Raw genomic sequence first — 24,125 nt, forward strand, 5'->3', positions numbered from 1 at the left:
ATGACCGCCGCCGCACATCCGCCGCCGCACTGGCTGACAGTGTCCACCGACCCTGCGCCGGCGCTGGTGGATGGGCGGGCCTGCCGGACGCGTGCCGCCTTCTTCGAGGAGGTGGCACGCGCCCTGCGCCTCCCCGGCCACTTCGGCCGCAACTGGGACGCGCTGACCGACTCCTTGCGCGATGTCGGCGCGGTCACCCTGATCGTCGGGCATGCCGAGGAACTGCTCAGTGCCGAACCTCCCGGGCAGCTCGCGACCCTGCTGGCCGTGCTCGCCGACGCGGCCAAGACGGGGCTGACCACGACCCTGTGCACCGACCCCGGCCACGAAGCCCTGCTCCGGCAGCGGGTCGCCGCCGCACTGGCCTGAAACCTCGGGCCCGGTCCGCGTGCGTTGATTCAGCGTCGCCCGCGACGGGCGGTGCCGAAGATGGATCTGGTGATCTCCCGGCCGAGGCTGGAGGCCGCCGACCGCGCCAGGGACTGGAACTCCTTCGACTCCAGCACCCGCTCCAGCATGGACTGCTTCGGCTCCGGCTGCCTGGCCCGCTCCGGCTCGCGCGGAGCTTCTGGGCCCTTGGGAGGCTCGGCCAGCTTCGCGGACAGGATCTCGTAAGCCGACTGGCGGTCGACCGCCGTACCGTACTTCGGCTGAAGCGGCGAGGCGGCGATGACGCCTTGGACCACGTCCGGGCTCGACGGTCCCATGAGCGTCTGAGGGGCGCGCAGGCGCGTCCAGGCAACCGGGGTCGGCGCGCCCGTCTCGGACAGGACCGTCACGACGGCCTCACCGATACCGACCTCGGTGAGCAGCCGCTCCAGGTCGTAGGAGGACGAGGGAAAGGTCGAGACGGTGGCCTTGAGCGCCTTGGCGTCCTGGGGGGTGAAGGCGCGCAGGGCGTGCTGCACGCGCGCGCCCAGCTGGGCCAGCACGTCCGTCGGCACGTCGTTCGGCGTCTGGGTGACGAAGAAGACGCCCACGCCCTTCGACCGGATCAGCCGTACGGTCTGGGCGATCGACTGCAGGAACGCCTTGGACGCATCGTCGAACAGCAGATGCGCCTCGTCGAAGAAGAACACGAGCTTCGGCTTGTCGACGTCCCCCACCTCGGGGAGCTCGTGGAACAGGTCGGCGAGCAGCCACATCAGGAAGGTGGAGAACAGCTGCGGCCGGTCCTGTACGGCGGGCAGCTCGAGAACGGAGATCACCCCGTGACCGTCCGGCGTCACCCGGAGCAGGTCGCGCACGTCGAACTCCGGCTCGCCGAAGAACGCCTCCGCCCCCTGCGCCTCGAAGTTGGTCAAGGCGCGCAGGATGACCCCGGCCGTCGCCGCCGACAGCCCGCCGATGCCGCTCAGCACCTCCGGCGTGGTGGTCAGATACCGGATGACCGCGATCAGGTCTTTGAGATCGAGCAGCGGCAGCCCTTGCTTGTCGGCGAAGTGGAAGATCAGTCCGAGTGTGGACTCCTGCGTCTCGTTGAGCCCGAGGACCTTGGCCAGGAGGGTCGGGCCGAAGGCGGTCATGGTGCCGCGGATCGGGATGCCGTCTCCCAGACCGCCCAGGGAGAAGAACTCCACCGGACAGGCCGCGGGCTGCCAGGTCTCACCCACCTCGGCGGCGCGCCGGGTGACGCGCTCGGAGGCCGTACCCGGCGAGGCCAGGCCCGACAGGTCGCCCTTGATGTCGGCGAGGAAGACCGGGACTCCCTGGGCGACGAGCTGCTCCGCCATGAGCTGGAGGGTCTTGGTCTTTCCGGTTCCCGTGGCGCCGGCGACCAGTCCGTGCCGGTTCAGCATGCTCAGGGGGATGCGGATCCGCTCGGCGGAGTCGGCGGTGCCGTCCTCGCGTACCAGGGCACCAAGCTCCAGTGCCGCTCCCTCGAAGTCGTACCCCTTCATCGCTTCTCCCCCTCCGGACGTCCACCGAGGGGTCGTGCGCATCATGCTCACTTCCCAGGTGCGAAAAACCCGCGTCTGGGCAAAAGCGATTATGCGGTGGACGAGTTCTGTGACTTTTGACTATCGTGGGGCCAATGTCCAGTCCTGAGGCGTCAAGACGCTAGCCACCGGTTCTTCCGGTGGCTTCTCGTGATGTCACGCGGCAGCGCCGCCCCCTGAGGCCTGCGCGCCCTTTCGTCACTCCCGCCGCCGGATCACCGTCATACGGACTGATTCGTTCCAGGAATTCCGCCCCTGTCGTGGTGCCGGACCTGGTCCCTCCTTTCACGCGGTAGCGCCCCTTGCTGAGCGCTGGTGCGCGCCGCGTCGTCCTGTGATGCCCTTTCAACGCGGCCTGGAGTCTTTCGCTCATGCCCTTCGCCATCTACATCCTCGGACTGGCGGTCTTCGCCCAAGGAACGTCCGAATTCATGCTCTCCGGACTGGTTCCGAACATCGCCGCTGAACTGAACGTGTCCATCCCGGCCGCCGGCGCGCTGACGTCCGCCTTCGCCGCGGGAATGATCGTGGGAGCGCCGCTGATGGCGGTGCTCAGTATGCGCTGGCCACGTAGACGGGCGCTGCTCGTCTTCCTGGTCGCGTTCATGCTCGTGCACGTAGCCGGCGCGCTCACCTCCAGCTTCTCGGTGCTCCTGGTGACCAGGGTGCTCGGAGCGCTGGCCAACGCCGGCTTCCTCGCCGTGGGGCTCGCGACCGCGGCCGGCATGGTCGCGCCGAACGCCAAGGGGCGGGCCACCTCCATCCTGCTGGGCGGCATCACGCTCGCCTGTATCGCAGGGGTGCCCGCCGGTGCCGCGCTCGGTCAGACGTTCGGCTGGCGGTCGGCGTTCTGGGCCGTGGCCCTGATCTCCCTGCCGGCCGTCTTCGCCGTGCTGCGATCGGTGCCGGACCTCGCACCGGCGACGGTGGACCCCCGCGCGGGGCGCGAGCTCCGGGCCCTGCGCGGCCCGCGTCTGCTCGTCGTGCTGGCGCTGGCCGCGCTGGTGAACGCCGCCACCTTCTGTACGTTCACGTACCTGACCCCGTTGGTCACCAACGTGAGCGGCTTCTCGCCGGGCTGGGTGCCGGCGGTGCTGGCGCTGTTCGGTCTCGGGTCGTTCGCCGGGGTGACCATCGGCGGGCGGCTGTCCGACACGCGGCCGACGCTGGTCCTGATCGCGGGCGGGATCGCCCTGCTCGCCGGATGGGCGCTCTTCGCCGCCACGGCAGGCAGCCCGGTCGCCACGCTGCTGCTCGTCTTCGTCCAGGGGACCCTGTCGTTCGCCGTCGGCTCGACGCTGATCGCCCAGGTTCTGTACGCGGCGGCTCAGGCGCCCTCGCTCGGCGGCTCCTTCGCGACCGCGGCCCTCAACGTGGGCGCGGCGGCCGGTCCCGCCATCGGCGGCGCCACCATCGCCGCCGGGCTCGGCTACCACTCGCCTCTGTGGGTCAGCGCCGTGCTGGTGGCGGCGGCGTTCGCCGCAGCGGGCCTCGCCGAGGCCGTACGGCGTCACGCTGTGGTGGCCGCACGGTAACCTAGGGCCACCTGGCGCGCTCGCGCACGCGTGCTTTTGGTCGTTCCCTACAACTGTGGAGCCTTGGTGTGCTCCCTCTGCGACATTTCCCTACGAGCCGGCAGAGGCAAGGCTGTACAGGTGCGGGGGGTGCCACAGGGAAGGCGCGCACAGTCAACAGGAGGGCTCGGTCGGGTGTTCAGTCGTGTCGCCATCGTCAACCGTGGTGAGGCCGCGATGCGGCTCATCCACGCAGTCCGGGAGCTGGCCGCGGAGACCGCGACACCGATCCAAACCGTCGCGCTGCACACCGACGTCGACCGCGCCGCCACGTTCGTGCGCGAGGCCGACCTCGCCTACGATCTCGGTCCGGCGTCCGAGCGCCCGTACCTCGACCTGAAGGCGCTGGAGCGCGCGCTGGTGGAGACCGGGGCCGACGCCGCGTGGGTCGGCTGGGGGTTCGTCGCCGAGGACCCGGCGTTCGCGGAGCTGTGCGAGAAGATCGGCGTCACCTTCGTCGGGCCGAGCGCGGAGGCCATGCGCCGGCTCGGCGACAAGATCGGCGCGAAGCTGCTCGCCGAGGAGGTCGGCGTGCCGGTCGCGCCGTGGAGCCGCGGCGCGGTCGAGACCCTGGACGCCGCCCTCGCGGCGGCGGCCGAGATCGGCTACCCGCTGATGCTGAAGGCGACCGCGGGCGGCGGCGGGCGCGGCATCCGCGTGGTCACGGACGAGGCCGAGCTCGCCGACGCCTACGAGCGCACCAGCCAGGAGGCCGCGCGGGCGTTCGGCAGCGGCGTGGTGTTCCTGGAGCGCCTGGTCACCGGCGCCCGGCACGTCGAGGTCCAGGTGATCGCCGACGGCCAGGGCACCGCGTGGGCGCTCGGCGTCCGCGACTGCTCGGTGCAGCGGCGCAACCAGAAGGTCATCGAGGAGTCGGCCTCGCCGGTGCTCAGCCCCGCGCAGACGGCCGAGCTCAAGGCCTCGGCCGAACGGCTGGCCGTCGCGGTCGACTACCGGGGCGCGGCGACCGTCGAGTTCCTCTACCACCCCGGTGACCAGCTGTTCGCCTTCCTCGAGGTCAACACCCGCCTGCAGGTCGAGCACCCGATCACGGAGTCCACCACCGGGTTCGACCTGGTCAAGGCGCAGCTGCGGGTGGCATCCGGCGGCCGGCTCGACGGCGCGCCGCCGGTGGAGCGCGGGCACGCCGTCGAGGCCCGGCTCAACGCCGAAGACCCCGACCGCGACTTCGCCCCCTCCCCCGGCCGCATCGCGCGGCTGGACCTGCCCGCCGGGCCGGGCATCCGCGTGGACACCGGTGTCAGCGAGGGCGACACCATCCCGGCCGACTTCGACTCGATGATCGCGAAGATCATCGCGTACGGCGTCGACCGCGACGAGGCCCTCGGCCGGCTGCGCCGGGCCATGGCGCAGACCACTGTGATCATCGAGGGCGGCGCGACGAACAAGAGCTTCGTGCTCGACCTGCTCGACCAGCCCGAGGTGATCGACGCCAGCGCGGACACCGGCTGGATCGACCGCGTCCGCGGCCAGGGCAGGCTCGTCTCCCACCGGCACTCCGCCGTCGCGCTGGCGGCCGCCGCCATCGAGGCGTACGAGGAGGAGGAACGCGCCGAGCGGCAGCGGCTGCTGTCCACGGCGTTCGGCGGCCGCCCGCAGGTGCAGCACGAGAGCGGCCGGCCGCTGGACCTCAAGCTGCGTGGCGCCGGCTACCGCGTGCGCGTCGCGCGGGTCGGCGCGCACCGCTTCCGCGTCGGCGTCCAAGCGGGTGACGACGTCCGCACCGCCGACGTCGAGCTTGAGCGCTTCGACCGGCACACCGGGCGGATCATCGTCAACGGCACCCCCTACCGCCTGCTCACCGACACGCACGGGCCGATCCACCTGGTCGAGGTGGACGGCGTGACGCACCGGGTCAGCCGCGACGAGGGCGGCGTCGTCCGCTCCCCCGCGCCCGCGCTGGTCGTCGCCACGCCACTGAAGGTCGGCGCCGAGGTCGAGGCGGGCGCTCCGGTGCTGGTGCTGGAGAGCATGAAGATGGAGACGGTCCTGCGGGCGCCGTTCAAGGCGCGGCTGAAGGAGTGCGTCGTCTCCGTGGGCAGCCAGGTCGAGACCGGTGCGCCGCTGCTGCGGCTGGAGCCGCTCGCCGACGACGCCGCCGAGGCCGCGAGCACCTCGGCCGCCGCGTCCGTCGAGCTGGACCTGCCCGCCGCGCCGGGCGAGATCCCGGCGTGGAAGCGCGCCGCGCGCGGCCAGGAGGACCTGCGCAGCCTGCTGCTGGGCTTCGACGTCGACCCGCACGACGAAGGCGGGGTGCTCGAGGACTACCTCACAGCGCGCCGGGCGGCCACCGAGGAGGGCCATCGGCCGCTGGCCGAAGAGCTCGCCCTCGTCGAGGTGTTCGCCGACCTCGCCGAGCTGAGCCGCAACCGGCCGGCGGGCGAGGACGGCGGCGCCGGCCACGTCTACAGCGCTCGCGAGTACTTCCACACCTACCTGCAGAGCCTCGACGTCGAGCGGGCCGGGCTGCCGGCGGCCTTCCAGGCCAAGCTCGCCAAGGCGCTCGGGCACTACGGCGTCACCGAGCTGGAGCGCTCTCCCGAGCTCGAGGCCGCGGTGTTCCGGATCTTCCTCGCCCAGCAGCGCGCGTCCGCCGACGCCGCGGTCGTCACGACGTTGCTGCGCGCCTGGCTGCGGGAGTCGCCGCCGGACGAGACGCTGCGCGAGCCCGCCGGTCTCGCGCTGGAGCGGCTGCTGGCCGCGACCCAGGTCCGCTTCCCCGTGGTCTCCGACCTCGCGCGCGGCGTGGTGTTCGCCTGGTTCGCCCAGCCGCTGCTGCGCCGCAACCGCGCCCGCGTCTACTCCGACGTGCGCAAGCACCTGCGCCATCTGGACGCGCACCCGGACGCGCCGGACCGCGCCGAGCGCATCGCCGAGATGGTACGCACCACCGAGCCGCTGGTACGCCTGCTCGGCCAGCGGCTCACCCGCGACGACCTGGACAACGCGATCATGCTGGAGGTGCTGACCCGGCGCTACTACGGCAACAAGGGTCTCACCGGCGTCCGCACCAGCCAGGCCGCGGGCTGCACGTTCGTGGTCGCCGAGCGCGCGGGCTCCCGCGTGGTCTCCTCCGCGGTCGCCTTCGAGGACCTGGGCAGCGCGCTGCGCGGGCTCGCGGAGCTGGTGAGCGGCGAGGACGCCGTCGACGCCGACATCTATCTCGCCTGGGAGAGGCAGCCGGAGGGCTCCGAGGCGATGGCGGCCGCGCTGCACGAGGTCGTCAGCGCGCACCCGCTGCCGAGCCAGGTGCGCAGGCTCACCGCCACCGTCGCGGGCAGCGGCGGCACGGTGATGCACCACCACTTCACCTTCCGTCCGTCGGACACCGGGATGACCGAGCAGCGGCTGATCCGCGGCCTGCACCCGTACATCGCGCAGCGGATGCAGCTGGAGCGGCTGAGCAAGTTCGACCTGACCCGGCTGCCGTCCTCGGACGAGGAGGTCTACCTCTTCCAGTGCGTGGCGCGGGAGAACCCGTCGGACGACCGCCTCGTCGCCTTCGCGCAGGTGCGCGACCTGACCGAGCTGCGCGAGCACGACGGCCGGCTGGTCGCGCTGCCGACGGCCGAGGACACCATCGCCACCTGCCTCGACTCCATCCGCCGCGCGCAGTCGCGGCGGCCGTCGGAGAAGCGCTTCAACACCAACCGGATCGTGGTCTACGTCTGGCCGCCGAGCGGCATCACCCGCGCCGAGATCGAGATGATCGCCGCGCGCGTGCGGCCGACGACCGTGGGCGCCGGTCTGGAGGAGATCCTGTTCATCGCGCGGCAGCGCGACCGGACGACCGGCGAGCTGACGAAGATGGCCGTGCGCATCACCTTCGACGCCACCGGTGGCACCGACCTGACCATCGGCGAGCCGTCGGACGAGCCGGTCGAGCCGCTCGACGACTACCGGCAGAAGGTGCTGCGGGCCAGCAGCCGCAACACGGTCTACCCGTACGAACTGACCGGCCGGCTCGGCGACTTCGCCGAGTACGACCTCGACGACGACCACGCGCTGGTGCCGGTCGAGCGGCCGAAGGGGCGCAACACCGCGGCGATCGTCGCGGGCGTGATCACCACGCCGACCCGCCGGCACCCGCAGGGCGTCACCAGGGTCCTGCTGCTCGGCGACCCGACCAAGTCGCTCGGCGCGCTGTCGGAGGCCGAGTGCCGCCGCGTGATCGCCGCACTGGACCTGGCCGAGCGGATGCGGGTGCCGCTGGAGTGGTACGCGCTGTCGGCCGGCGCCCGGATCTCCATGAAGTCCGGCACCGAGAACATGGACTGGGTGGCCGCGGCGCTCAAGCGGATCGTCGAGTTCACCCAGGACGGCGGCGAGATCAACATCGTGGTCGCGGGCATCAACGTCGGCGCGCAGCCCTACTGGAACGCCGAGGCGACGATGCTCATGCACACCAAGGGCATCCTGGTGATGACGCCGGACTCGGCGATGGTGCTGACCGGCAAGCAGTCGCTCGACTTCTCCGGTGGCGTGTCGGCCGAGGACAACTTCGGCATCGGCGGCTACGACCGCGTGATGGGCCCGAACGGGCAGGCTCAGTACTGGGCGCCCAACCTGGCCGCCGCGCGGGACGTGCTGATGTCGTACTACGACCACACCTACGTCGCGCCCGGCGAGCAGGGGCCGCGGCGGGCGAAGACCACCGACCCCGTCGAGCGCGACATCTCCGACTTCCCGCACTCCTTGCCGGACAGCGACTTCACCACCGTCGGCGAGATCTTCTCCACCGAGGCCAACCCCGACCGCAAGAAGCCGTTCGACATCCGGACCGTGATGCGGGCGCTGTCCGACCAGGACCACCCGGTGCTGGAACGCTGGGCGGGCATGGCCGACGCCGACACCGCGGCGGTGCAGGACGTGCATCTCGGCGGCATCCCGGTGTGCCTGCTCGGCATCGAGTCACGGGCGGTGCCGCGGCGCGGGTTCCCGCCCACCGACGGCCCGGACACCTACACCGCGGGCACGCTGTTCCCGCGCTCGTCGAAGAAGGCCGCGCGGGCGATCAACGCGGCCAGCGGCAACCGGCCGCTGGTGGTGCTGGCGAACCTGTCGGGCTTCGACGGCTCGCCGGAGTCGATGCGGAAGCTGCAGCTGGAGTACGGCGCCGAGATCGGCCGCGCGATTGTGAACTTCCGCGGGCCCATCGTGTTCTGCGTGATCTCGCGCTACCACGGTGGCGCGTTCGTGGTGTTCTCCAAGGCCCTGAACCCGAACATGACCGTGCTCGCGCTGGAGGGCTCGTTCGCCTCGGTGCTCGGCGGCGCCCCCGCCGCCGCGGTGGTGTTCTCCGGCGACGTCAACGTCCGCACCGCGGCCGACCCGCGCGTACGGGACCTGGAGGCGCGCACCGCGGCCGCCGCCGGCACCGAGCGCGCCGCGTTGACCGCGGAGCTCGACGAGCTCCGCGCGTCGGTCCGCGCGGAGAAGCTCGGTGAGGTGGCCACGGAGTTCGACCGGGTGCACAACATCCAGCGCGCGGTCGAGGTCGGCTCCGTGGACGCCGTCATCCGCGCCGCCGAACTCCGCCCGCGCATCATCGAGGCCATCGAGTCGCGTCTGCGTTAGCCCGCGTTGGCCCGGCATTGACCCGCGTCGGGCCTTCGCGGCCGCGTCAGCCCAGCGTTGGCACGGGGTTAGTCCTCCGCAACCGCGTCGGCCCAGTGTCGACCCGCGTCAGCCTTCTGTGAGCGCCGCTTTCATGACGTCCCGCAGGGGCGTCGGCGGGTGGCCGATCAGGTCGGCCAGCGCCGGGTCGACCTGGGCGAACTCGCCCTGCCTGCTGGCGGCGAACATGCCCACGAGCATCCGTGCCCGCGACTCCGGCACGCCATGGGAGAGCAGGCTCGCCACGTACTGCTCCTCGGTGATGACGACGCGCCTGATCGGGCGTCCGGTGAGATCGGCGGCGAGCGCGGCGACATCGGCGAGGTCGAGGGCTTCGGAGCCGGTGAGCGGCGGGGTCGGGCCGTCGAAGCGGCCCTCGTCGGCCAGGATGATCGCGGCGGCCTCGGCCAGGTCGGCGTGGGCCGTCCAGGAGACCGGCCCGTCCTGCGGCGCGGCCAGTTCGCCGGTCCGCAGGGCCTCGCGCAACAGCATCAGCGTCGTGACGGCGTAGAAGCCGTTGCGCAGCGAGGTGTAGGGGACGCCGGACTCCCCCAGCGCCGCCTCGGTGGCGGCGTGGTCCGGCATGGGCGCGAAGAGCGAGGCCGGGTTCGCGCCCATGTGGCTGGTGTAGAGGATCCGGCGCGCGCCGGCCGCCTTGGCCGCCGTGATCGCGGCGCGGTGCAGGCTGAGCCCCGTGTCGCCGGTGGCGGCGGCGGACACGATCAGGACCTGGGAGGCGTCCTCGAAGGCGTGGGCGAGGCTCGCGGGCTCGGCGTAGTCACCCCGGCGGACGCGGACGCCCCGTTCCCGCAACCACTGTGCCTTCTCAGGGTCGCGGACGCTCACCGCGACCTTCTCGGCGGGGAGGCGTTCGAGCAGATCCTCCAGAATCGCCCGGCCGAGCTGTCCGCCGGCTCCGGTGACGATGATCATCATGACCTCCAGTTGTCGTCTCGCAGCAGGGTCGCCGGGGTCAGATCGACTCCCGCGCATCACTGCTAACGAGATGGACGTTATCACTGATAAATAGTGATGCTAACGCGAATCTGTTATCGTTGCCACCATGGATGCCGATGACTTCGACGCCGGGGGCGGCCCTCGCGAACGCATCCTCGGCGCCACGGCCAAGCTGCTCGCCGAGGGCGGCCGGGAGGCCGTGTCGACGCGCGCGGTGGGCGCCGCGGCCGGTGTGCAGGCGCCGACCATCTACCGGCTCTTCGGCGACATGCGGGGCCTGCTCGACGCGGTCGCGGCCGAGGGCTTCGCCGCCTACCTGAGCAGCAAGACCGGCCGGGAACACATCGCGGACCCGGTCGAGGACCTCCGCGCCGGCTGGGACCTGCACATCGGTTTCGGCCTGGCCAATCCGGCCCTGTATCTACTCATGAACGAGCCCCGCCTCGGGGCCGCTGCCCCGCCCGCCGCCGTCGCCGGCGAAGAGGTCCTCGCCGCGCACATCCGCCGGATCGCCGAGGCGGGCCGGCTGCGCGTCAGCGAGGAACGCGCCGCCCACCTCGTCCAGGCGGCCGGTCTCGGCACGACCGTCACCCTGATCACCATGCCGGCGGACCGGCGCGATCCGGAGCTGTCCGTCCTCGCCCGCGAGGCGGTCATCGCCGCGATCACCACCGACGCTCCGGCGGCCGTATCCCCCGGACCGGTCACCGCCGCGGTCACCCTGCGCGCCGTCCTGCCCGGGACCACCGTCCTCACCGAACCGGAGCAGCGCCTCCTGGAAGAGTGGCTCGACCGCATCGCCGACCCGGCCACCTGAGGGCCCCCGGGGGATTCGTCACACAACCGTCTCGGTCCGTGGTGGCTGGGGTTCTTTGAGAGGGATGCCCCCTGCGGGGAGAGGAAGACAACGGTCGGTCGCGGCCGGCGTCCCTCGGGAGGCACCCCCGCGGAGGGGAAGACAACGGTCCGTCGTGGCGCGTCATGTACGGACCCGCCGCCCCGCACGCACTGCCAGAATCTACGTGGTGATGATAAAAATCGACACCGTGTAGACTTTGAGATGGGGAGCAGTCCAGTTCCTCGCGAGTCTCCTCAGGAGGAACAATGCAGAGGCAGAACTGGCTCATCACCGGCGTCAGCACGGGCCTTGGACGTGCCTTCGCCCAAGCCGCCCTGGCCGCCGGTCACACCGTCGTCGGCACGGTCCGCTCCGAGGAGGACCTGCGGGCCTTCGAAGGGCTCAAACCCGGGTACGCTCACGGCCGCATCCTGGATGTGACCGACGACGCCGCCGTCTCGAGCGTGATCACGGAGGTGGAACAGAGCGTCGGCCCCCTGGATGTCGTCGTTGCCAACGCGGGCTACGGCCTGGAGGGCACCTTCGAGGAGACGCCGCTGGCCGGCGTGCGGCGGCAGTTCGAGGTCAACGTATTCGGGACAGTCGCCACGTTGCAGGCGGCCCTGCCCCACATGCGCCGGCGGCGCCGCGGACACCTGATGGCCGTCACCTCCATGGGCGGGCTGATGGCCGTGCCCGGCATGTCCGCCTACTGCGGCAGCAAGTTCGCCCTGGAAGGCATTCTCGAGGCACTGGGCAAGGAGGTCGCACAGTTCGGGATCCACGTAACGGCGATCGAGCCCGGCTCCTTCCGTACCGACTGGGCCGGACGGTCCATGACACGCACCGCGCGGTCCATCGACGACTACGACGAGCTGTTCACCCCCATCCGTGAAGCGAGGCAGAAGGCCAGCGGGCACCAGCTGGGCGATCCGGCCAAGGGCGGGGAGGCCGTCGTGCACATCGCGTCGGTCGACCAGCCGCCGGCCCACCTCGTCCTTGGCTCGGATGCGCTGCGACTGGTCACTGCCGCGCGGAAGGCTGTGGACGAGGACATCCGCGCATGGGAGCCCCTCTCCCGTACGACCGACTTTGCCGAGGGTGCTCAGCTCTGATGCCCAGCCACCACTCCGCGCGGAGCCGGCGCGCCACCGAACGCAAGGGCGATGTCCGGGAGAGGGCCATTTTGGACACCTGCGAAGCTCTACTGGTGCAAAAGGGCTACGACGCCATGACTGTCGGCGACATAGCTCAGGGCGCCGGTATCACCCGCGGCGCTCTGTATTTCTACTTCGGCTCCAAACAAGAAGTGGTCACGGCACTCGTGGCCCGAACCGTTGAGCATCTGTGGGAGCGGTCCCGGGCCACTGCAGAGACCGACGAGCCGCGCCAGGCCATCGCAGCAGCCATGCAGCGCACGGTTGAGCTGTGGGATGAGCACGGTCTGGTCATGCGCACGGCGATCGATCTGTCGTTGACCGTGCCGGAGATCGGCGAGCTGTGGAACCACACGGCTGACCTGTTCATCACGGCCATCACCGCTGTCCTGGAACGAGCCGGCGTTCAGGCCGGCACCGAACCAGAACAAGCGTCAGCGATGGCACGCGCCTTGTGCTGGATGATCGAGCGGACCTTCTACCACGCCTCGCAGGAATCCCGCGAGAATTTACAAAAAGCATCTTCGACCTGCGAACACATCTGGCTGACCAGCGCCGGTCTCACCACCTGAATGAGGCATCTGGCCTGGACGTGAAGGCGCAGACATGCTGGCGCCGGCACATCCCAGCCCGAGATCAATCCGATCGAGAACCGCCGTACGACCGCTCCTGATGGCCGAAGCAGACGGATCGCCGATGGCGGCCTCGCTCCGGTCAACGATCGAGCCGCCCGCCGACGACGTCGGGGCAGGCGTCTTCAGGATGCAGACCCTGTCGCACCTTCAGCCGCCGATCGGGCGGTTTCCGCCTCGGGCGGGGTTCGGGGGCCGGGAAGAGTGGCCGCCACCGCGGTGGCGAGGTCGAGGTGGGAGTTCATGTCCAGCTCGAATCGGCCGTAGGGGTTCACGTGGGTCCAGAACAGTGGCGACAGGTCCCGCCGGCCGGCGTCGGTGGGCCGCTTCTGCCACTCGCCGTACGTACCGTGCGGCCCAGTTCCTCGATCGCCCGGTAGGTGGGGTGCTTGGGCCCGCCGCGGGTGAAGCGCCGCAGGACCTCCTCGGCCTCGGCGGTGCCCAGGCGTAGGGCGGTGGTGTACTTCACGATCTGGTCGTACTGCTGGCGGATCAACGCGTGACACGCAAAACCACGGACTCATAATCCCGTAGGTCGTGGGTTCAAGTCTCGCCCGCCCTACCACACTGACCTGTGGCTTTACCCGCATCTGTAGTCGTGTCGTCTGATCGTGAGTCACGGTGAGCCACATGTGGGTCAGGTCCCAGCCCGGGCCTTGCCGATCTTCCGGCTGGTCGTCCGCACCGCCTTCAGCACCAGCCGCGCGGCCGCTTGTCGCTGTCGTGATACAGCTGCGGCAGCACCGAAACATGGGTGCCGACGGTCAGCACGATGCTGGCACGCCCCAGCGTGCCCTGCACCGGGTGGCATAAGAGCGGACAAGCATTCTCCGCAGCTTGAGGACCGGGACTCAAGCCAACTTGCGCCGGTCGGGACGACAACACAGCCGGGGTCGGTCTGGACCTCGCCGCCTTCCGCCGCGCCGGTGAGCAGGGGACGGTGCTCCGTCACGGTAGGGTTCTGGCGGACTTTCTTTAAGGTGGACGGCATGTGTGAGTAACGCCAATGAGCTGATCGGCGCGGCGATGGAGGCGCTTGCCCGCGAGGATCAGGCGTCCTTCGACTCCGCCGCCGCCTTCCTGGCCGACCGGGACGACACCGATCGCGTGCTGGTGGAGGTCGTGACCTGTGCGATCTCGGGGTTGTGGCGCAACGGCTGGCAGCCCGCCGACGTGGTCAGGATCGCGGCCAGGCGGCTGACCGACTGGCACGGGCGGGCGGCGGCCGACCTCATCGCCTGGGAGATGCGGGCCTACGCGCCGGCCACGGTGGATGAGCGCTGGCGCGACCAACTCGCCGGCCTGCAGGCCGCGGTGTGGTGGAAGGGCGGCTACCTGGCGGCGCGGCAGGCGCGCGACGGGGCCGGCCGTCTGATGACCGTCTCCGGCGTGCTGGAACTGCTGGGGTCGCTGACCGGGCTGCCCCGGCTGGAGTCGTTGAGCCCACCGCCCGGGGCCGCGCGCCGTACGGTCCAGGCACGCTCGCACGCGGTCAGCGAGAAGACGCTCACGCGGGTGCGGGCGCTGCTTGCCAAGGCGGAGTCGACGGCGTACGAGGCGGAGGCGGAGACGGTGTCGCAGGAGAGCGCCAGCCGGGGCACCGACCTGGTGCCGGTGCTGGCGGCCCGCGAACAGGAGGTGGAGCAGGCGGTCGAGCGCATGTTCCCGAACCTGGTCTCGCATGCGGTCCGCACGTCCTGGGACCGGGAGGGCTGGGCGGCGGGCCGTACCGCCGCCGACCAGGCCAGCCTCGGGGCGCGAGACCGATAGCGCTCCGTCCAGATGGAACTCGATCACGATCACTCCATTTATCTAGACTTCTAGGACTTTGGAGTGCGATCCAAGAAGGCAGTAAGGAGCCGGCGCCCCCGGAAAGGGGCAGGTAAGGAGCTGGTGCCCCCGGAGCCGTCCATCGGGCTGGACTCTTGCCATGACCAGCGGGATACGTGATGCTTACTGACCTCTTATGTGAATCGGCCGAAAGCTCCCAGAGCGCATCACTCGTGCTGTTACGTCTGCACCGACGTGGCGACGGGAGCGACCAGAGAGGTAGTTCGTCCCCGTGACCCATGGCTCGTGGCCCCAGCAGCCTGCGCAAACACCACCATCGACGTCCATAGAACCGCTGCTGACCAGGGAATACGACGCCGATCCTGCCCTCGTGCACGAACGCCTGCGCGCCACGTACGGACCGGTCGCCCCGGTCGACCTCCTCGGGGTGCCGGTCTGGTTCGTCCTGGGCTATGAGGAAGTGTTGCGTGTCCTGCAGAACACGGGCGGCATCTGGAGCAAGCACGTCGACAGGTGGCAGGCCAACATCGAGGGGCGGCTACCGGCGGATTGGCCGCTGCTGCCCGTCTTCCAGGTCAACAGCTCGGCCTTCCAGGAGGGCGCGACGCAGCGCGAGTTGCGGGGCGCGTGGACCAGCGCGCTCGCGCCGTTCCAGAACCCCGGCCACCTCCAGGCGCAGCAGTTGGAACGTTCGATCGTGCGGTACGCCGACGACCTCCTCGACACGCTGGCGGAGGGCGGTGCCACGGGGTGGGCGGACCTGGCGGCGCAGTACGCGCGGCCACTCCCCCTGATGGTCGCCAACCGCATGCTCGGCTTCGCCGCCTCACGTGGCGAGGACGTCGTGATGGATCTCTGGCGGATGATCGACGCCGGGCCGGACGCGCCCGCGGCGTTCGAGCGGCTGTACGCCGCCATGACGGAGCTCGCGGCGAGCAAGCGCGAGAGCCCCGGGGACGACCTGCCCTCCTACATGATCGAGGCGAAGCCGGACTTCACGCTGGACGAGCTGGCCCGCGAACTGCTCATGCTGCCCGGCCTGCTGGACTTCACCGCCAGCCTCGTCTGCAACGTGGTCGTCGAGGTCATCTCCAATCCGGATGTCCGGGAGAGCCTGTCGGTGGGTTCGATCGACGAGACGGTCAACCGGGTCGCCCTGCTCAATCCGCCGATGGCCAACCTGACCTTCCGGTTCCCGATGACGGACGTGAAACTGGGCAATTACACGATCGCCGCCGGGGATCCGGTCATGCTCTCGGTCGCGGGCGCGCACGCCGACCCGCGATTCGCCGGAGCGATCGATCGGCAGGCCATCCGCAGCACCCGCGCTCATCTCGCCTGGGGCGCGGGGCCGCACAGCTGCCTGGGTCAGCGGCTCGCGACCCAGATCACCACCATCGCCGTACGCCGGCTCTTCAACAGGTTCTCCAAGATGAAGCTGGCGCTACCGGCCGACCAGTTGCCCTGGCGCCCCTCTCCCTTCATGCGGGCGCTGCGGTCCCTGCCCGTCCAGTACGAACTCGCCGGCCCCCACGTCCCCGCGACCGCCCCCGCTCCCGTGGACGCGCAGCCATCCCCGGCGGGTGAGGCCGCCACCGGTCAAGGGTCGCCCCGTTCCGCGCTGTGGAACTTCCTGCGCGGGCTGCGTCGCGGACGGTAGGCCCCCTTCAGGTGGAGGGGGCGCTCCACTTACCGTGCTACGGTATCCCGGTAACTGGAAAAGCCCCTCCAGTTACCGGGATGGAGGATTCGTGCCCTACAAAGGACCCCTGCCGAAGCAAGTGGTCACCCGTGTCAACGCCTGCGCGAGCGCGCTGCGCTCCTCTCCTCGCTGGGGCAGGCTGGTGCGGAAGCATCTTACGATCGTCACCTACACAGGACGTCGTTCAGGACGTGTCTTCAGCACACCCGTCGCCTACCGGCGGGCGGACGACGTCGTCACCATCGGCGTGCAGATGCCGGACGCCAAGAAGTGGTGGCGCAACTTCCTGGACGAGGGCGGCCCGATATCGCTGGACCTGGACGGCGCCGAGCGCACCGGGCACGCGGTCGCCCGGCGCGACGGAGCGGGCCGCGTCACCGTCACCGTGCGCCTCGACGGCTGAGCTGAGCCGTCACCCTCGCACCGTGGCGGTTTTCAGCTGCGGTGCGGCGGCGATCTCGGCTTCGGTGAAGCGCTCGGTGACCCACTGACGGCGCGAGAACAGGACCGTCTGGTCGGTGTGGTGGGGCGAGGCGGGGTTGGCGGACAGGGAGTAGGTCAGGACGGTACGGGTACGCGGCCCGTCAGGGGTGAGCTCGACGGCCATCATGAAGCTGGAGCCGGTGTCCACCTCCGGGTAACGCCCGTCGGCGCCGAGCAGACCCCTCATGCGCACCCTGTCGAAGCAGCCCTCCCCCTCGGTGCAGCCGGGCAGCGGGATCGAGGCGTAGCGCTGCGCCTGGCCCGGAGTCAGCGTCAGGGGGACGCGGTTGGTCTGGAAGAAGAACACGGCATCGGCCAGGGCCTGCCGCACCGTGGGATCGTCGCCCTTGAGCCCCCGAGGGGTGGTCAGCGGACGCGCGGGATCGAACGGCACCCGCCAGGGGCTGTACCTGGGCTCTCCCGGCTTGGTGGGACCCTCAAGCCGGGTGAAGAACTCCCGCCACAGGATGGCACCCTGGCCGTCCAGAGTGGCGCGCCCGTCCCAGTCGGCCAGGGTCCGGCAGGCCTCGCGCACGTTCACCCGCTCGCCTTCGGAGGTGGTCGGCTCGGGGTTGGCCCGGCACATCCGGAGCAGGTCCGAGCGCATGAGCTCGAAGGTGTGGTTGCGCTTGCCGTACGCGGTGGCCTGCAGCGTTTCCAGGGTGAAGCCAGGCGCGCCGAGGCCGTCGGCGCCGGATCGCCGCTGGGCGATCATGTCCAGGCTGACCCGGGGGCGCGGCTCCAGCTCGGTACGCGCCTTACCCCACGCGAGCGGATAGCCGGTCAGCGGCGCCGACGGGTTCGTCATCCAGAAGGTGTTGTTGGAGTTGGCCACATAGTCGGCGCGGGTCAGCCTGGGCTGCTCGGCCGGTCCGAAGATGCCGGGCACCACGGCGTCGCCGTCCTTGCCCCACCGGCACGCGGAGGTCGAGCCGTCCAGGACGTATGCCTCGAGGCCCGGGATGGGCGAAGGCTTGGCGCAGCGGCGCGCCTTGGCGTCGGTGACGTGGGGGACCACCGAGGCGTCGGCGAAGTAGGCGGTCCCGCCGACGTCGGTGGCCAGCGTGTGGACGAACGCCATGCCCTGGTAGGTGTTCTGGGCCGCGCGTAGCTCGGTGAGGTTCCTCGCCCTGCCCATCGCCAGCCACTCGTCGGCCGCGCGCAGGTTGGCGCCGTTGACGTCCGCCAGCGCGTACGCGACCTTGTCGGTCTGGCCGACGGCGAGCACCGGGCCGTAGCGCGAGGTGTAGAGCGTGTGGCCGCTGGTGGTGCCGTCCTGCAGGGTGACCTCCACCTCTTGGCGGCCGACCGGCTCCGCGTGACCGTCAACCAGGTAGCTGCTCCGATCGCCCGCGAGCCTCAGCTGGTAGACGGTGAAGCGCTGGGCGTGGGAGACGGTGTGGGTCCAGGCCAGGCTCGCGTTGTGGCCGATCTGGACGACCGGGGTGCCGTACAGGCTGCCGCCGGAGACGTCGAGCACGCCGGGGATGGTGAGCTGCACCTGGTAGAAGCGGCGGATCCCGTTCCAGGGGAAGTGCGGGTCGGCCAGCAGCATGCCGTGGCCGTCGCGTGTCGCCTGACGGCCCAGCGCCCAGCCGTTGCTGCCCGCGGGCGGTCTCCGGTCCGGGCCGTCGGCCTCGGGCCCGCGCACCCCGGTGATGGCGTCCTTGAGCCCGGCGCTGCCCACCATGCGGTTGAGGTCGAGCAGGTTGTTCCAGATGTCCGTGGCGGTGATGGGGCCGACCCAGGCCTTGCCCCGGCAGGTGGGATCGGGCAGGTTCGCCGCCCTGGTGTCGGCCAGGTAGCGGTTGTATCCCGCGACGTAGCCGTCGACCAGGCGGCGCACCTCGGCGCCCGGCCCCACCGGCGCGGGCCGGGCCAGCAGGCGCCCCACGACGCCGGAGTCCGTGACGCTCTTGTAGTAAACGTCGCTGGACAGGTTGGTGACCGGGCGGACCGGGTCGTCGGACATGGCCGTGGCGCCGAAGTAGCGGGACCGCTCGCCCCGCATGGTCACCACCCACGAGGCCAGCACGCACAAGTTGTCCTGCGCGAAGGCATAGCCGTACCCGAACCCGAGGCCGCCGTAATCTTTGGCGGAGATGTGCGGGATGCCGTACTCGGTGCGCCGGATCGTGGCGGAGTAGCGCTCGTCGGCGGCAGCGGCGGCGGGCGGCGCTGTCGCGCGCACCACCACTACCGCGGAGGCGAGCACGAACAGCGCGACCAAGCGCGATATGAGCTTCACGTGGCTCCTATTCGAAACGGGCGTTGTCGGGCGCGGTCAGGCGCCTGAGCAGCGGCAGGCCGGCCAGAATCACCAGCAGGGAGGCGGTCAGGCCGCCGCCGACGGTCGCGAAGTAGACGGGGCCGGGCAGCGCCAGGGCGGTCTTCTTCATCGCGAGCTGGCCGATGAGCGGCTCGGCCACGCCGAACCCGGCGCCCGCGGCGAGCACGGCGGCCAGGACGAGCGGCAGCGCGGACTCCAGCAGCACCACCCCGGCCAGGGTGCGGGTGGGAGTGCCGGCCAGCCGCAGCAGGGTGAACGGCTGCCGGCGTTCGACCAGCCCGCCGCCGACCGCCACCGCGAGGCCGCAGCCGCCGACGATGAGGGTCAGGGCGACGACGGCCAGCGCGATGTTCTGGCCCTGGGTGTAAAGGGTCGCTCTGACCTGGGCGACCTCGGCGAAGGTCATCGGGGCTTCGACGGTGTGCTCGGCCAGCAGCGTACGGAGCCGCTCCACCGCCGCCGGGTCGGCCGTGGAGATCAGGATCGCCTCCATGGCGAGGCCGGTGGTGGTGGGGACGGATCGGCTGCCGGCTCCCGCGACGGGCAGGATCTTGTCGATGGTGAGCGGGTTGTCGGCGCCGGCCACGCGGTTGAAGACGCCCGCCACGGCGTGCGCGTTCGCCGGGCACCGTCCGAGCACGGGGAAGCGGGCCAGGCTCGCGCATTCGACGGCGGTTCGCGGGGGCGGCGGGCCATCTGTGGGCATAGGGGCGGCCGCCGGCTCCGCCAAGGCGTAGATCGGCAGTACGTTCACGCCCGGGAAGCCGCGCAGCCGGGCGAGCACGTCCTTCTGCGCCGGCTGGGACAGACCCGCGGTGCCGGGCCGGTCGAACTGGGCGCGCAGTACGTGGTTCAGCGCTCCCCCGGCCACGGCCCGCTGGCCGGACAGCACCGCGGGGACGATGCCGGCGAGCGCCGTACCGACGAACACCGCCAGCGTGAGTCCGCTCACCGCGCGGAAGGCGGCCTTGGGGTCGGCGGCCATCCGCTGGGCGGCCAGCAGCGTCGCCGCGCTCCGGGTCCGCCGGGCGGCCAGGCGAGCGGCCCGCATCGTCAGCCAGGGACCGGCCAGGATCAGCCCGACCATGATCAGGGCGAGCCCCGCCACAGCCGGCACGGTGTCGAGGTCGTTGTCGCCGCGGAACACCGGGCCCGCGAACAGCCCCAGCCCGGCCAGCAGTGGAATCACCCGCCACGCCCTCGGCGGAGCCGCCGCGCCCTTCCTGGCCACTCCGAGGGGTGAGATCCGCACCCGGCGCAGCGACCACAGGGCGGCGCCCGCCGCGGCGACCGGCACGCAGGCGAGCACGGCCGCGTACTGCCAAGGATGTGGGGCGATCAGCTCGGGAAAGAAGCGGACACCGGTGATCCGCACCCTGGCCAGCGCGGGCCGTACCACCTGGAAAAGCGCCAGGCCGGCCAGCGCGCCGAGCAGCGCGCCCAATGCGGCGTCCACCGCGGCCAGCACGTTGATCTGCCGTGAGGTGGCGCCCACCAGCCGGATCGCCGCCAGGCGGGTCTCACGGCGGGCGGCCGCCAGCCGGGTGGCGGTGCCCACGAGCGCCAGCAGCGGGACGACCAGCGCGATGGCGCCCACGCCGAAGCCGAACCGGTAGATGTCGGCGTAGCCGTCGGCCGCGGGCTCGGTGGCCACCGTGTCGACCTGCGCGGCGCCGGGCATGGCGGCGACCTGCCCCGATGTTCGCCCCACCACGATGGCCAGTTCGTCGGGCCCGGACAGCCCGGCCTGGCCGATCAGCCCGGCACGGGTGCCGGGGAAGCGATCGGCGAGTCGCTCGCGCGGCGCCGAGTCCAGCAGCCTGGCCAGCGCGGGCGAGGCGTAGTACTGGCCGGGAGCGGGCATGCGGGACAGGCCGGGGATGACCGGCGCCCGGGCGCCGAGCGCGGCGGCGTCCAGCCTCGTGATCGTCTGGCCGGCGTAGTAGTCCTCGTGCAGGTTCCACAGCGCGCCGTCGGCGGTGGCGTCCAGGGCCCAGCCGTTGGGCGCCGTGCCGCGCGTGCATTCCCAGCACGGGCGGTCGTTGGTGGCCTGGAAGGCGTTGAAGAGCGACAGTGTGCCCAGCAGCACCGCGACGCCGGCCGCCACCCCGCCGACGATCAGCGCCAGCCTGGCCGCCGCCTCCCTGCCGCTGCTCAGCGACAGCCGCAGGCCCAGCCGGATCATCGGACGATCCCGCTGGCGTACGGGTCGGTGACCCGGCCGTCGCGGACGACGACCTCCCGGTCGGCGCAGGCGGCCACCCGGGCGTCGTGGGTCACCACGATCACGGTGGTCCCCTCCTGGCGGGCCAGGCTCACCAGCAGCTCCATCACGTGCTCGCCGGTGAGCGAGTCGAGCGCGCCGGTCGGCTCGTCGGCGAAGACGACCCGCGGCCCGGTCACCAACGCTCTGGCGATGGCCACCCGCTGCGTCTGCCCGCCGGACAGCTCCCCCGTACGCCGGCCGCCCAGCTCGGCCAACTCCAGCCGTTCCAGCCAGGAGGCGGCCCGCGCGTAGGCGCGACGGCGGCGGGTACGGCCGAGCAGCAGCGGCAGCGCCACGTTGTCGGCCACGGTCAGCTCCGGCACGAGCTGGCCGAACTGGAAGACGAAGCCGAAGGCGGTGCGCCGTAACTCGCTGCGGCGGCCGTCGTTCAGCGTGTCCAGGCGCCGCCCGTCGAACCACACCTCGCCGCTGTCCGGGGTGAAGATCCCGGCCAGGCAGTGCAGCAGCGTCGACTTGCCGGAACCGCTGGGCCCCATGACGGCCAGGACCTCGCCCGCGCTCACCGACAGGCTGGCCTCGCGCAGCGCGGGCGTGTTGCCGAAGGCGCGGCTGATCCCCTCGGCCCGCAGCACCGGGTTGACGATCATCGCTCGCGCACCGCCACCGTCAGCGCGTCCAGCCGGGCCTGGGTGACGTCGATCCACCGCAGATCGGCCTCGAGGCGGAACAGCCCGTGATCGGCCAGCAGCGCGTCGACCAGGTTGCCGGCGCGCTTGATCTCGGTCAGCTCGCGCATGCGCCGCAGATGCGTCGCCCGCTGGGCGTCCAGGTAACCGGCCGCGTCGCGGCCCAGCATCAGGGCCAGCACGACCTTGGTGAACAGCACGGTCTGCAGGTACGGCTCGGCCGCCACCGGCTCGGCCAGCCACTCCTCGACCTCGCCCGCGCCCACCGGGGTGATGGCGTAGCGCTTACGGTCGGGCCCGTCGCCCGGCTCGCTCGGCCCAGCGGTGATCTTGCCGTCTCTGACCAGCCGGCCGAGCGTGGAATAGACCTGGCCGAAGGGCAGGGGCTTGCCGCGGCCGAAGAAGGTGTCGTAGTCGCGTTTCAGGTCGTATCCATGGCTCGGCTCCCGTTCCAGCAGACCGAGCAGGGCAAGGGGGACGCTCATGGGTCGCCACTATACCCCGAGGGTATATACGACGGGGATAACGACATCCGCTCAGCCCGATGCGGGCCGGATCCCCACGACGGCAGTGGCGAGCTGGGTGAGCTGGGCGCGCTGAGCGGCGGAGAGGTGGCCGATGAGCCCGATGACGCGGTGGCCGATCTCGGCGGCGCACTCCTCGGCGAACCGCTTGCCCTCGGGGGTGAGGCGGACCAGCACGGCGCGGCCGTCATGGGGGGAAGGCGAGCGCTGGACCAGTCCGCGCTTCTCGGCGCGGCTGACCAGGCCGGTCATGGAGGACTTGTCCAGGCCGAGGTAGCCACCGAGTTCGAGCATGCCGCACTGCCGGTCGCGCAGGATGCCCAGCAGCCTGATCTGGATGATCGACAGGTCGTGCTCCGCGCCGGCCTCGGACAGGACCCGCTGGATCAGGAACGACAGCTGCACCAGGGCGTCCACCGCGTTCAGGGGCCCGTCGGCCGGGGTGGAATCGGTCGTCATGGGGTCAGCCTACTTGACCTAGTACGTGGCACAAACTACTTTCAAAAGTAGTACGCGCCGCAAACCAACTATGACAGGAGAACCCCCATGCGCGCCGCAGTCGTCCGCGCCTTCGACGCCCCGCCCCGCTTCGACACCTTCCCGACCCCCATCCCCTCAGGGGAGCACGAGGTCCTGGTCGACGTGCTGGCCGCCGGGCTGCACCCACGGGTGCGCTCGGCGGCGAACGGCAGCCACTACACCTCCGACGGCACCCTGCCCCTGGTGCCCGGCATCGACGCCGTCGGCCGTACCCCGCAGGGCGAACTGCTCTACTTCGCCGCCCCCGACGCCGCGCTGGGCACCATGGCCGAACACGCCGTCGTCGACCGCCGCCGTGCCATCACCCTGCCGACCGGCACCGACCCGGCCGCCGTGGCCGCGGCCATGAACCCCGGCATGTCCTCCTGGGTAGCGCTACGCCGCCGCGTGTCCTTACCGCCCGGCGGCTCCGTCCTGGTCATGGGCGCCACCGGCAACGCCGGGCAACTCGCCGTCCAGATCGCCAAACACCTCGGCGCCGCCCGCGTGATCGGCGCGGGCCGCGACCCGCGACGTCTCGACCTGCTGAAGAGCCTCGGGGCCGACGAGGTGGTCAGGCTCGACGACTCCGACTCCCGCTCCGGCTCCGGCTCCGGCTCCGACGATGTCGCCGAGCGGCTCGCGCGGGCGGCCGCGGACGTTGACGTCGTCATCGACTACCTGTGGGGCCGGCCCACCGAGCAGGCCATGCCCGCCCTGCTGACCGCCCGCTCCGACCGGTCCAAGGCCCTGGCCTGGGTCCAGATCGGCTCCATGGCCGGCCAGGACATCACCCTGCCCTCGTACCTGCTGCGCGCGGCGAACCTGAACATCATGGGCAGCGGCCAGGGCTCCCTGACCACCGCCGGCATCATCGCCGAACTGCCGTCCCTCGCCGCGGAGATCGCCTCCGGCGCCTTGGCCGTGGACCCCCTGCCCATGCCGCTGGACCAGGTCGAGCAGGCATGGAACACCCCGACCGCCCCCGGCCAACGCCTCGTCCTGACCCCCTCCCAGCGGTGATCCGCTCTCCGCGGAGCCGCCGCCGGGCGACCGGTGGCGTCTGAGGAGATCGCCGCCGCAGGCGCCCGGGATCTCAGAGCGAGTCCCAAAGTGAGAGAGACTGGGCCCATGACGAGGACCCGGACTCCGTGACCTGGGAGTGATC

At 71.3% G+C, this 24,125-nt stretch carries 18 protein-coding genes; 10 read left to right on the top strand and 8 right to left on the bottom strand.

The annotated features are described in order from the left end of the window. Positions 1-369: a barstar family protein gene (locus ACIBO2_RS33980; protein WP_358543101.1), complete on the top strand. Its 369-nt coding sequence runs from the start codon at positions 1-3 to the stop codon at positions 367-369. A gap of 29 nt (positions 370-398) precedes the next feature. Here ACIBO2_RS33980 and ACIBO2_RS33985 read toward each other — a convergent pair whose 3' ends face one another. Continuing rightward, entirely contained in the window at positions 399-1,901 is a 1,503-nt protein-coding gene (locus ACIBO2_RS33985; RefSeq protein WP_358543098.1) for a helicase HerA-like domain-containing protein, read from the bottom strand. Between the two features lie 410 nt (positions 1,902-2,311). On the opposite strand from ACIBO2_RS33985, the gene ACIBO2_RS33990 reads away from it, so the two are divergent. Together ACIBO2_RS33990 and ACIBO2_RS33995 are read left to right on the top strand one after the other, a co-directional pair. After that, positions 2,312-3,475, top strand: a complete 1,164-nt coding sequence (locus ACIBO2_RS33990) for a Cmx/CmrA family chloramphenicol efflux MFS transporter (protein ID WP_358543095.1) — start codon at positions 2,312-2,314, stop codon at positions 3,473-3,475. A gap of 174 nt (positions 3,476-3,649) precedes the next feature. Further along, the gene (locus ACIBO2_RS33995) at positions 3,650-9,112 is read left to right on the top strand and encodes a carboxyl transferase domain-containing protein (RefSeq protein ID WP_358543092.1); all 5,463 of its coding nucleotides are present in this window, start codon (positions 3,650-3,652) and stop codon (positions 9,110-9,112) included. 108 nt (positions 9,113-9,220) lie between these two features. Here ACIBO2_RS33995 and ACIBO2_RS34000 read toward each other — a convergent pair whose 3' ends face one another. Then, positions 9,221-10,087, bottom strand: coding sequence for an NAD(P)H-binding protein (locus ACIBO2_RS34000; RefSeq protein ID WP_397302177.1), 867 nt, complete (start codon positions 10,085-10,087; stop codon positions 9,221-9,223). A gap of 127 nt (positions 10,088-10,214) precedes the next feature. On the opposite strand from ACIBO2_RS34000, the gene ACIBO2_RS34005 reads away from it, so the two are divergent. The 3 genes from ACIBO2_RS34005 to ACIBO2_RS34015 all read left to right on the top strand — a co-directional run bounded on the left by ACIBO2_RS34005 (position 10,215) and on the right by ACIBO2_RS34015 (position 12,675). Continuing rightward, a complete protein-coding gene (locus ACIBO2_RS34005; RefSeq protein ID WP_397302180.1) occupies positions 10,215-10,925 on the top strand; it encodes a TetR/AcrR family transcriptional regulator in 711 nt (236 codons plus the stop codon). A 287-nt stretch (positions 10,926-11,212) separates the two neighbouring features. Then, complete coding sequence (locus ACIBO2_RS34010; protein ID WP_397302183.1) at positions 11,213-12,061, top strand: oxidoreductase; 849 nt, start codon at positions 11,213-11,215, stop codon at positions 12,059-12,061. Next, entirely contained in the window at positions 12,061-12,675 is a 615-nt protein-coding gene (locus ACIBO2_RS34015) for a TetR/AcrR family transcriptional regulator (RefSeq protein ID WP_397302186.1), read from the top strand. The genes ACIBO2_RS34010 and ACIBO2_RS34015 overlap by 1 nt, the downstream gene beginning before the upstream one ends. A 331-nt stretch (positions 12,676-13,006) precedes the next feature. Here ACIBO2_RS34015 and ACIBO2_RS34020 read toward each other — a convergent pair whose 3' ends face one another. After that, positions 13,007-13,231 carry a Tn3 family transposase gene (locus tag ACIBO2_RS34020; protein WP_397302188.1) on the bottom strand — a complete coding sequence of 75 codons (225 nt, stop codon included), beginning with the start codon at positions 13,229-13,231 and terminating at the stop codon, positions 13,007-13,009. A 497-nt stretch (positions 13,232-13,728) separates the two neighbouring features. Here ACIBO2_RS34020 and ACIBO2_RS34025 point away from each other — a divergent pair, with 497 nt between their 5' ends. The 3 genes from ACIBO2_RS34025 (at position 13,729) to ACIBO2_RS34035 (ending at position 16,631) form a co-directional block, all read left to right on the top strand. After that, positions 13,729-14,505, top strand: a complete 777-nt coding sequence (locus ACIBO2_RS34025) for a DUF2786 domain-containing protein (RefSeq protein ID WP_397302190.1) — start codon at positions 13,729-13,731, stop codon at positions 14,503-14,505. A gap of 391 nt (positions 14,506-14,896) precedes the next feature. Continuing rightward, positions 14,897-16,186: a cytochrome P450 gene (locus ACIBO2_RS34030; RefSeq protein WP_397302192.1), complete on the top strand. Its 1,290-nt coding sequence runs from the start codon at positions 14,897-14,899 to the stop codon at positions 16,184-16,186. Positions 16,187-16,277: 91 nt separating this feature from the next. Further along, a complete protein-coding gene (locus ACIBO2_RS34035; protein WP_358551745.1) occupies positions 16,278-16,631 on the top strand; it encodes a hypothetical protein in 354 nt (117 codons plus the stop codon). Positions 16,632-16,640: 9 nt separating this feature from the next. Here the strand turns inward: ACIBO2_RS34035 and ACIBO2_RS34040 are convergent, their stop codons facing one another. The 5 genes from ACIBO2_RS34040 to ACIBO2_RS34060 are packed head-to-tail and all read right to left on the bottom strand — an operon-like array spanning position 16,641 to position 22,897. Beyond that, on the bottom strand, positions 16,641-18,959 hold the full coding sequence (locus ACIBO2_RS34040) for a penicillin acylase family protein (RefSeq protein WP_397302195.1): 2,319 nt from the start codon (positions 18,957-18,959) through the stop codon (positions 16,641-16,643). Positions 18,960-18,966: 7 nt separating this feature from the next. Beyond that, a complete protein-coding gene (locus ACIBO2_RS34045; RefSeq protein WP_397302198.1) occupies positions 18,967-21,186 on the bottom strand; it encodes an FtsX-like permease family protein in 2,220 nt (739 codons plus the stop codon). After that, positions 21,183-21,875 (bottom strand): ABC transporter ATP-binding protein, encoded by a 693-nt coding sequence (locus ACIBO2_RS34050; protein ID WP_358551751.1) that lies wholly within the window; start codon positions 21,873-21,875, stop codon positions 21,183-21,185. Before ACIBO2_RS34050 ends, ACIBO2_RS34045 begins: the two co-directional genes overlap by 4 nt. Next, the gene (locus ACIBO2_RS34055; protein ID WP_358551753.1) at positions 21,872-22,399 is read right to left on the bottom strand and encodes a PadR family transcriptional regulator; all 528 of its coding nucleotides are present in this window, start codon (positions 22,397-22,399) and stop codon (positions 21,872-21,874) included. The genes ACIBO2_RS34050 and ACIBO2_RS34055 overlap by 4 nt, the downstream gene beginning before the upstream one ends. A 51-nt stretch (positions 22,400-22,450) precedes the next feature. Further along, positions 22,451-22,897, bottom strand: coding sequence for a MarR family transcriptional regulator (locus tag ACIBO2_RS34060; protein WP_358551755.1), 447 nt, complete (start codon positions 22,895-22,897; stop codon positions 22,451-22,453). An 87-nt stretch (positions 22,898-22,984) separates the two neighbouring features. Between ACIBO2_RS34060 and ACIBO2_RS34065 the strand changes: the two genes are divergently transcribed. Next, positions 22,985-23,980, top strand: coding sequence for a zinc-binding alcohol dehydrogenase family protein (locus ACIBO2_RS34065; protein WP_397302202.1), 996 nt, complete (start codon positions 22,985-22,987; stop codon positions 23,978-23,980). The last annotated feature ends 145 nt before the right edge of the window (positions 23,981-24,125 follow it).

This window comes from Nonomuraea sp. NPDC050022 (assembly GCF_044460705.1).
Classification (GTDB): Bacteria; Actinomycetota; Actinomycetes; order Streptosporangiales; family Streptosporangiaceae; genus Nonomuraea.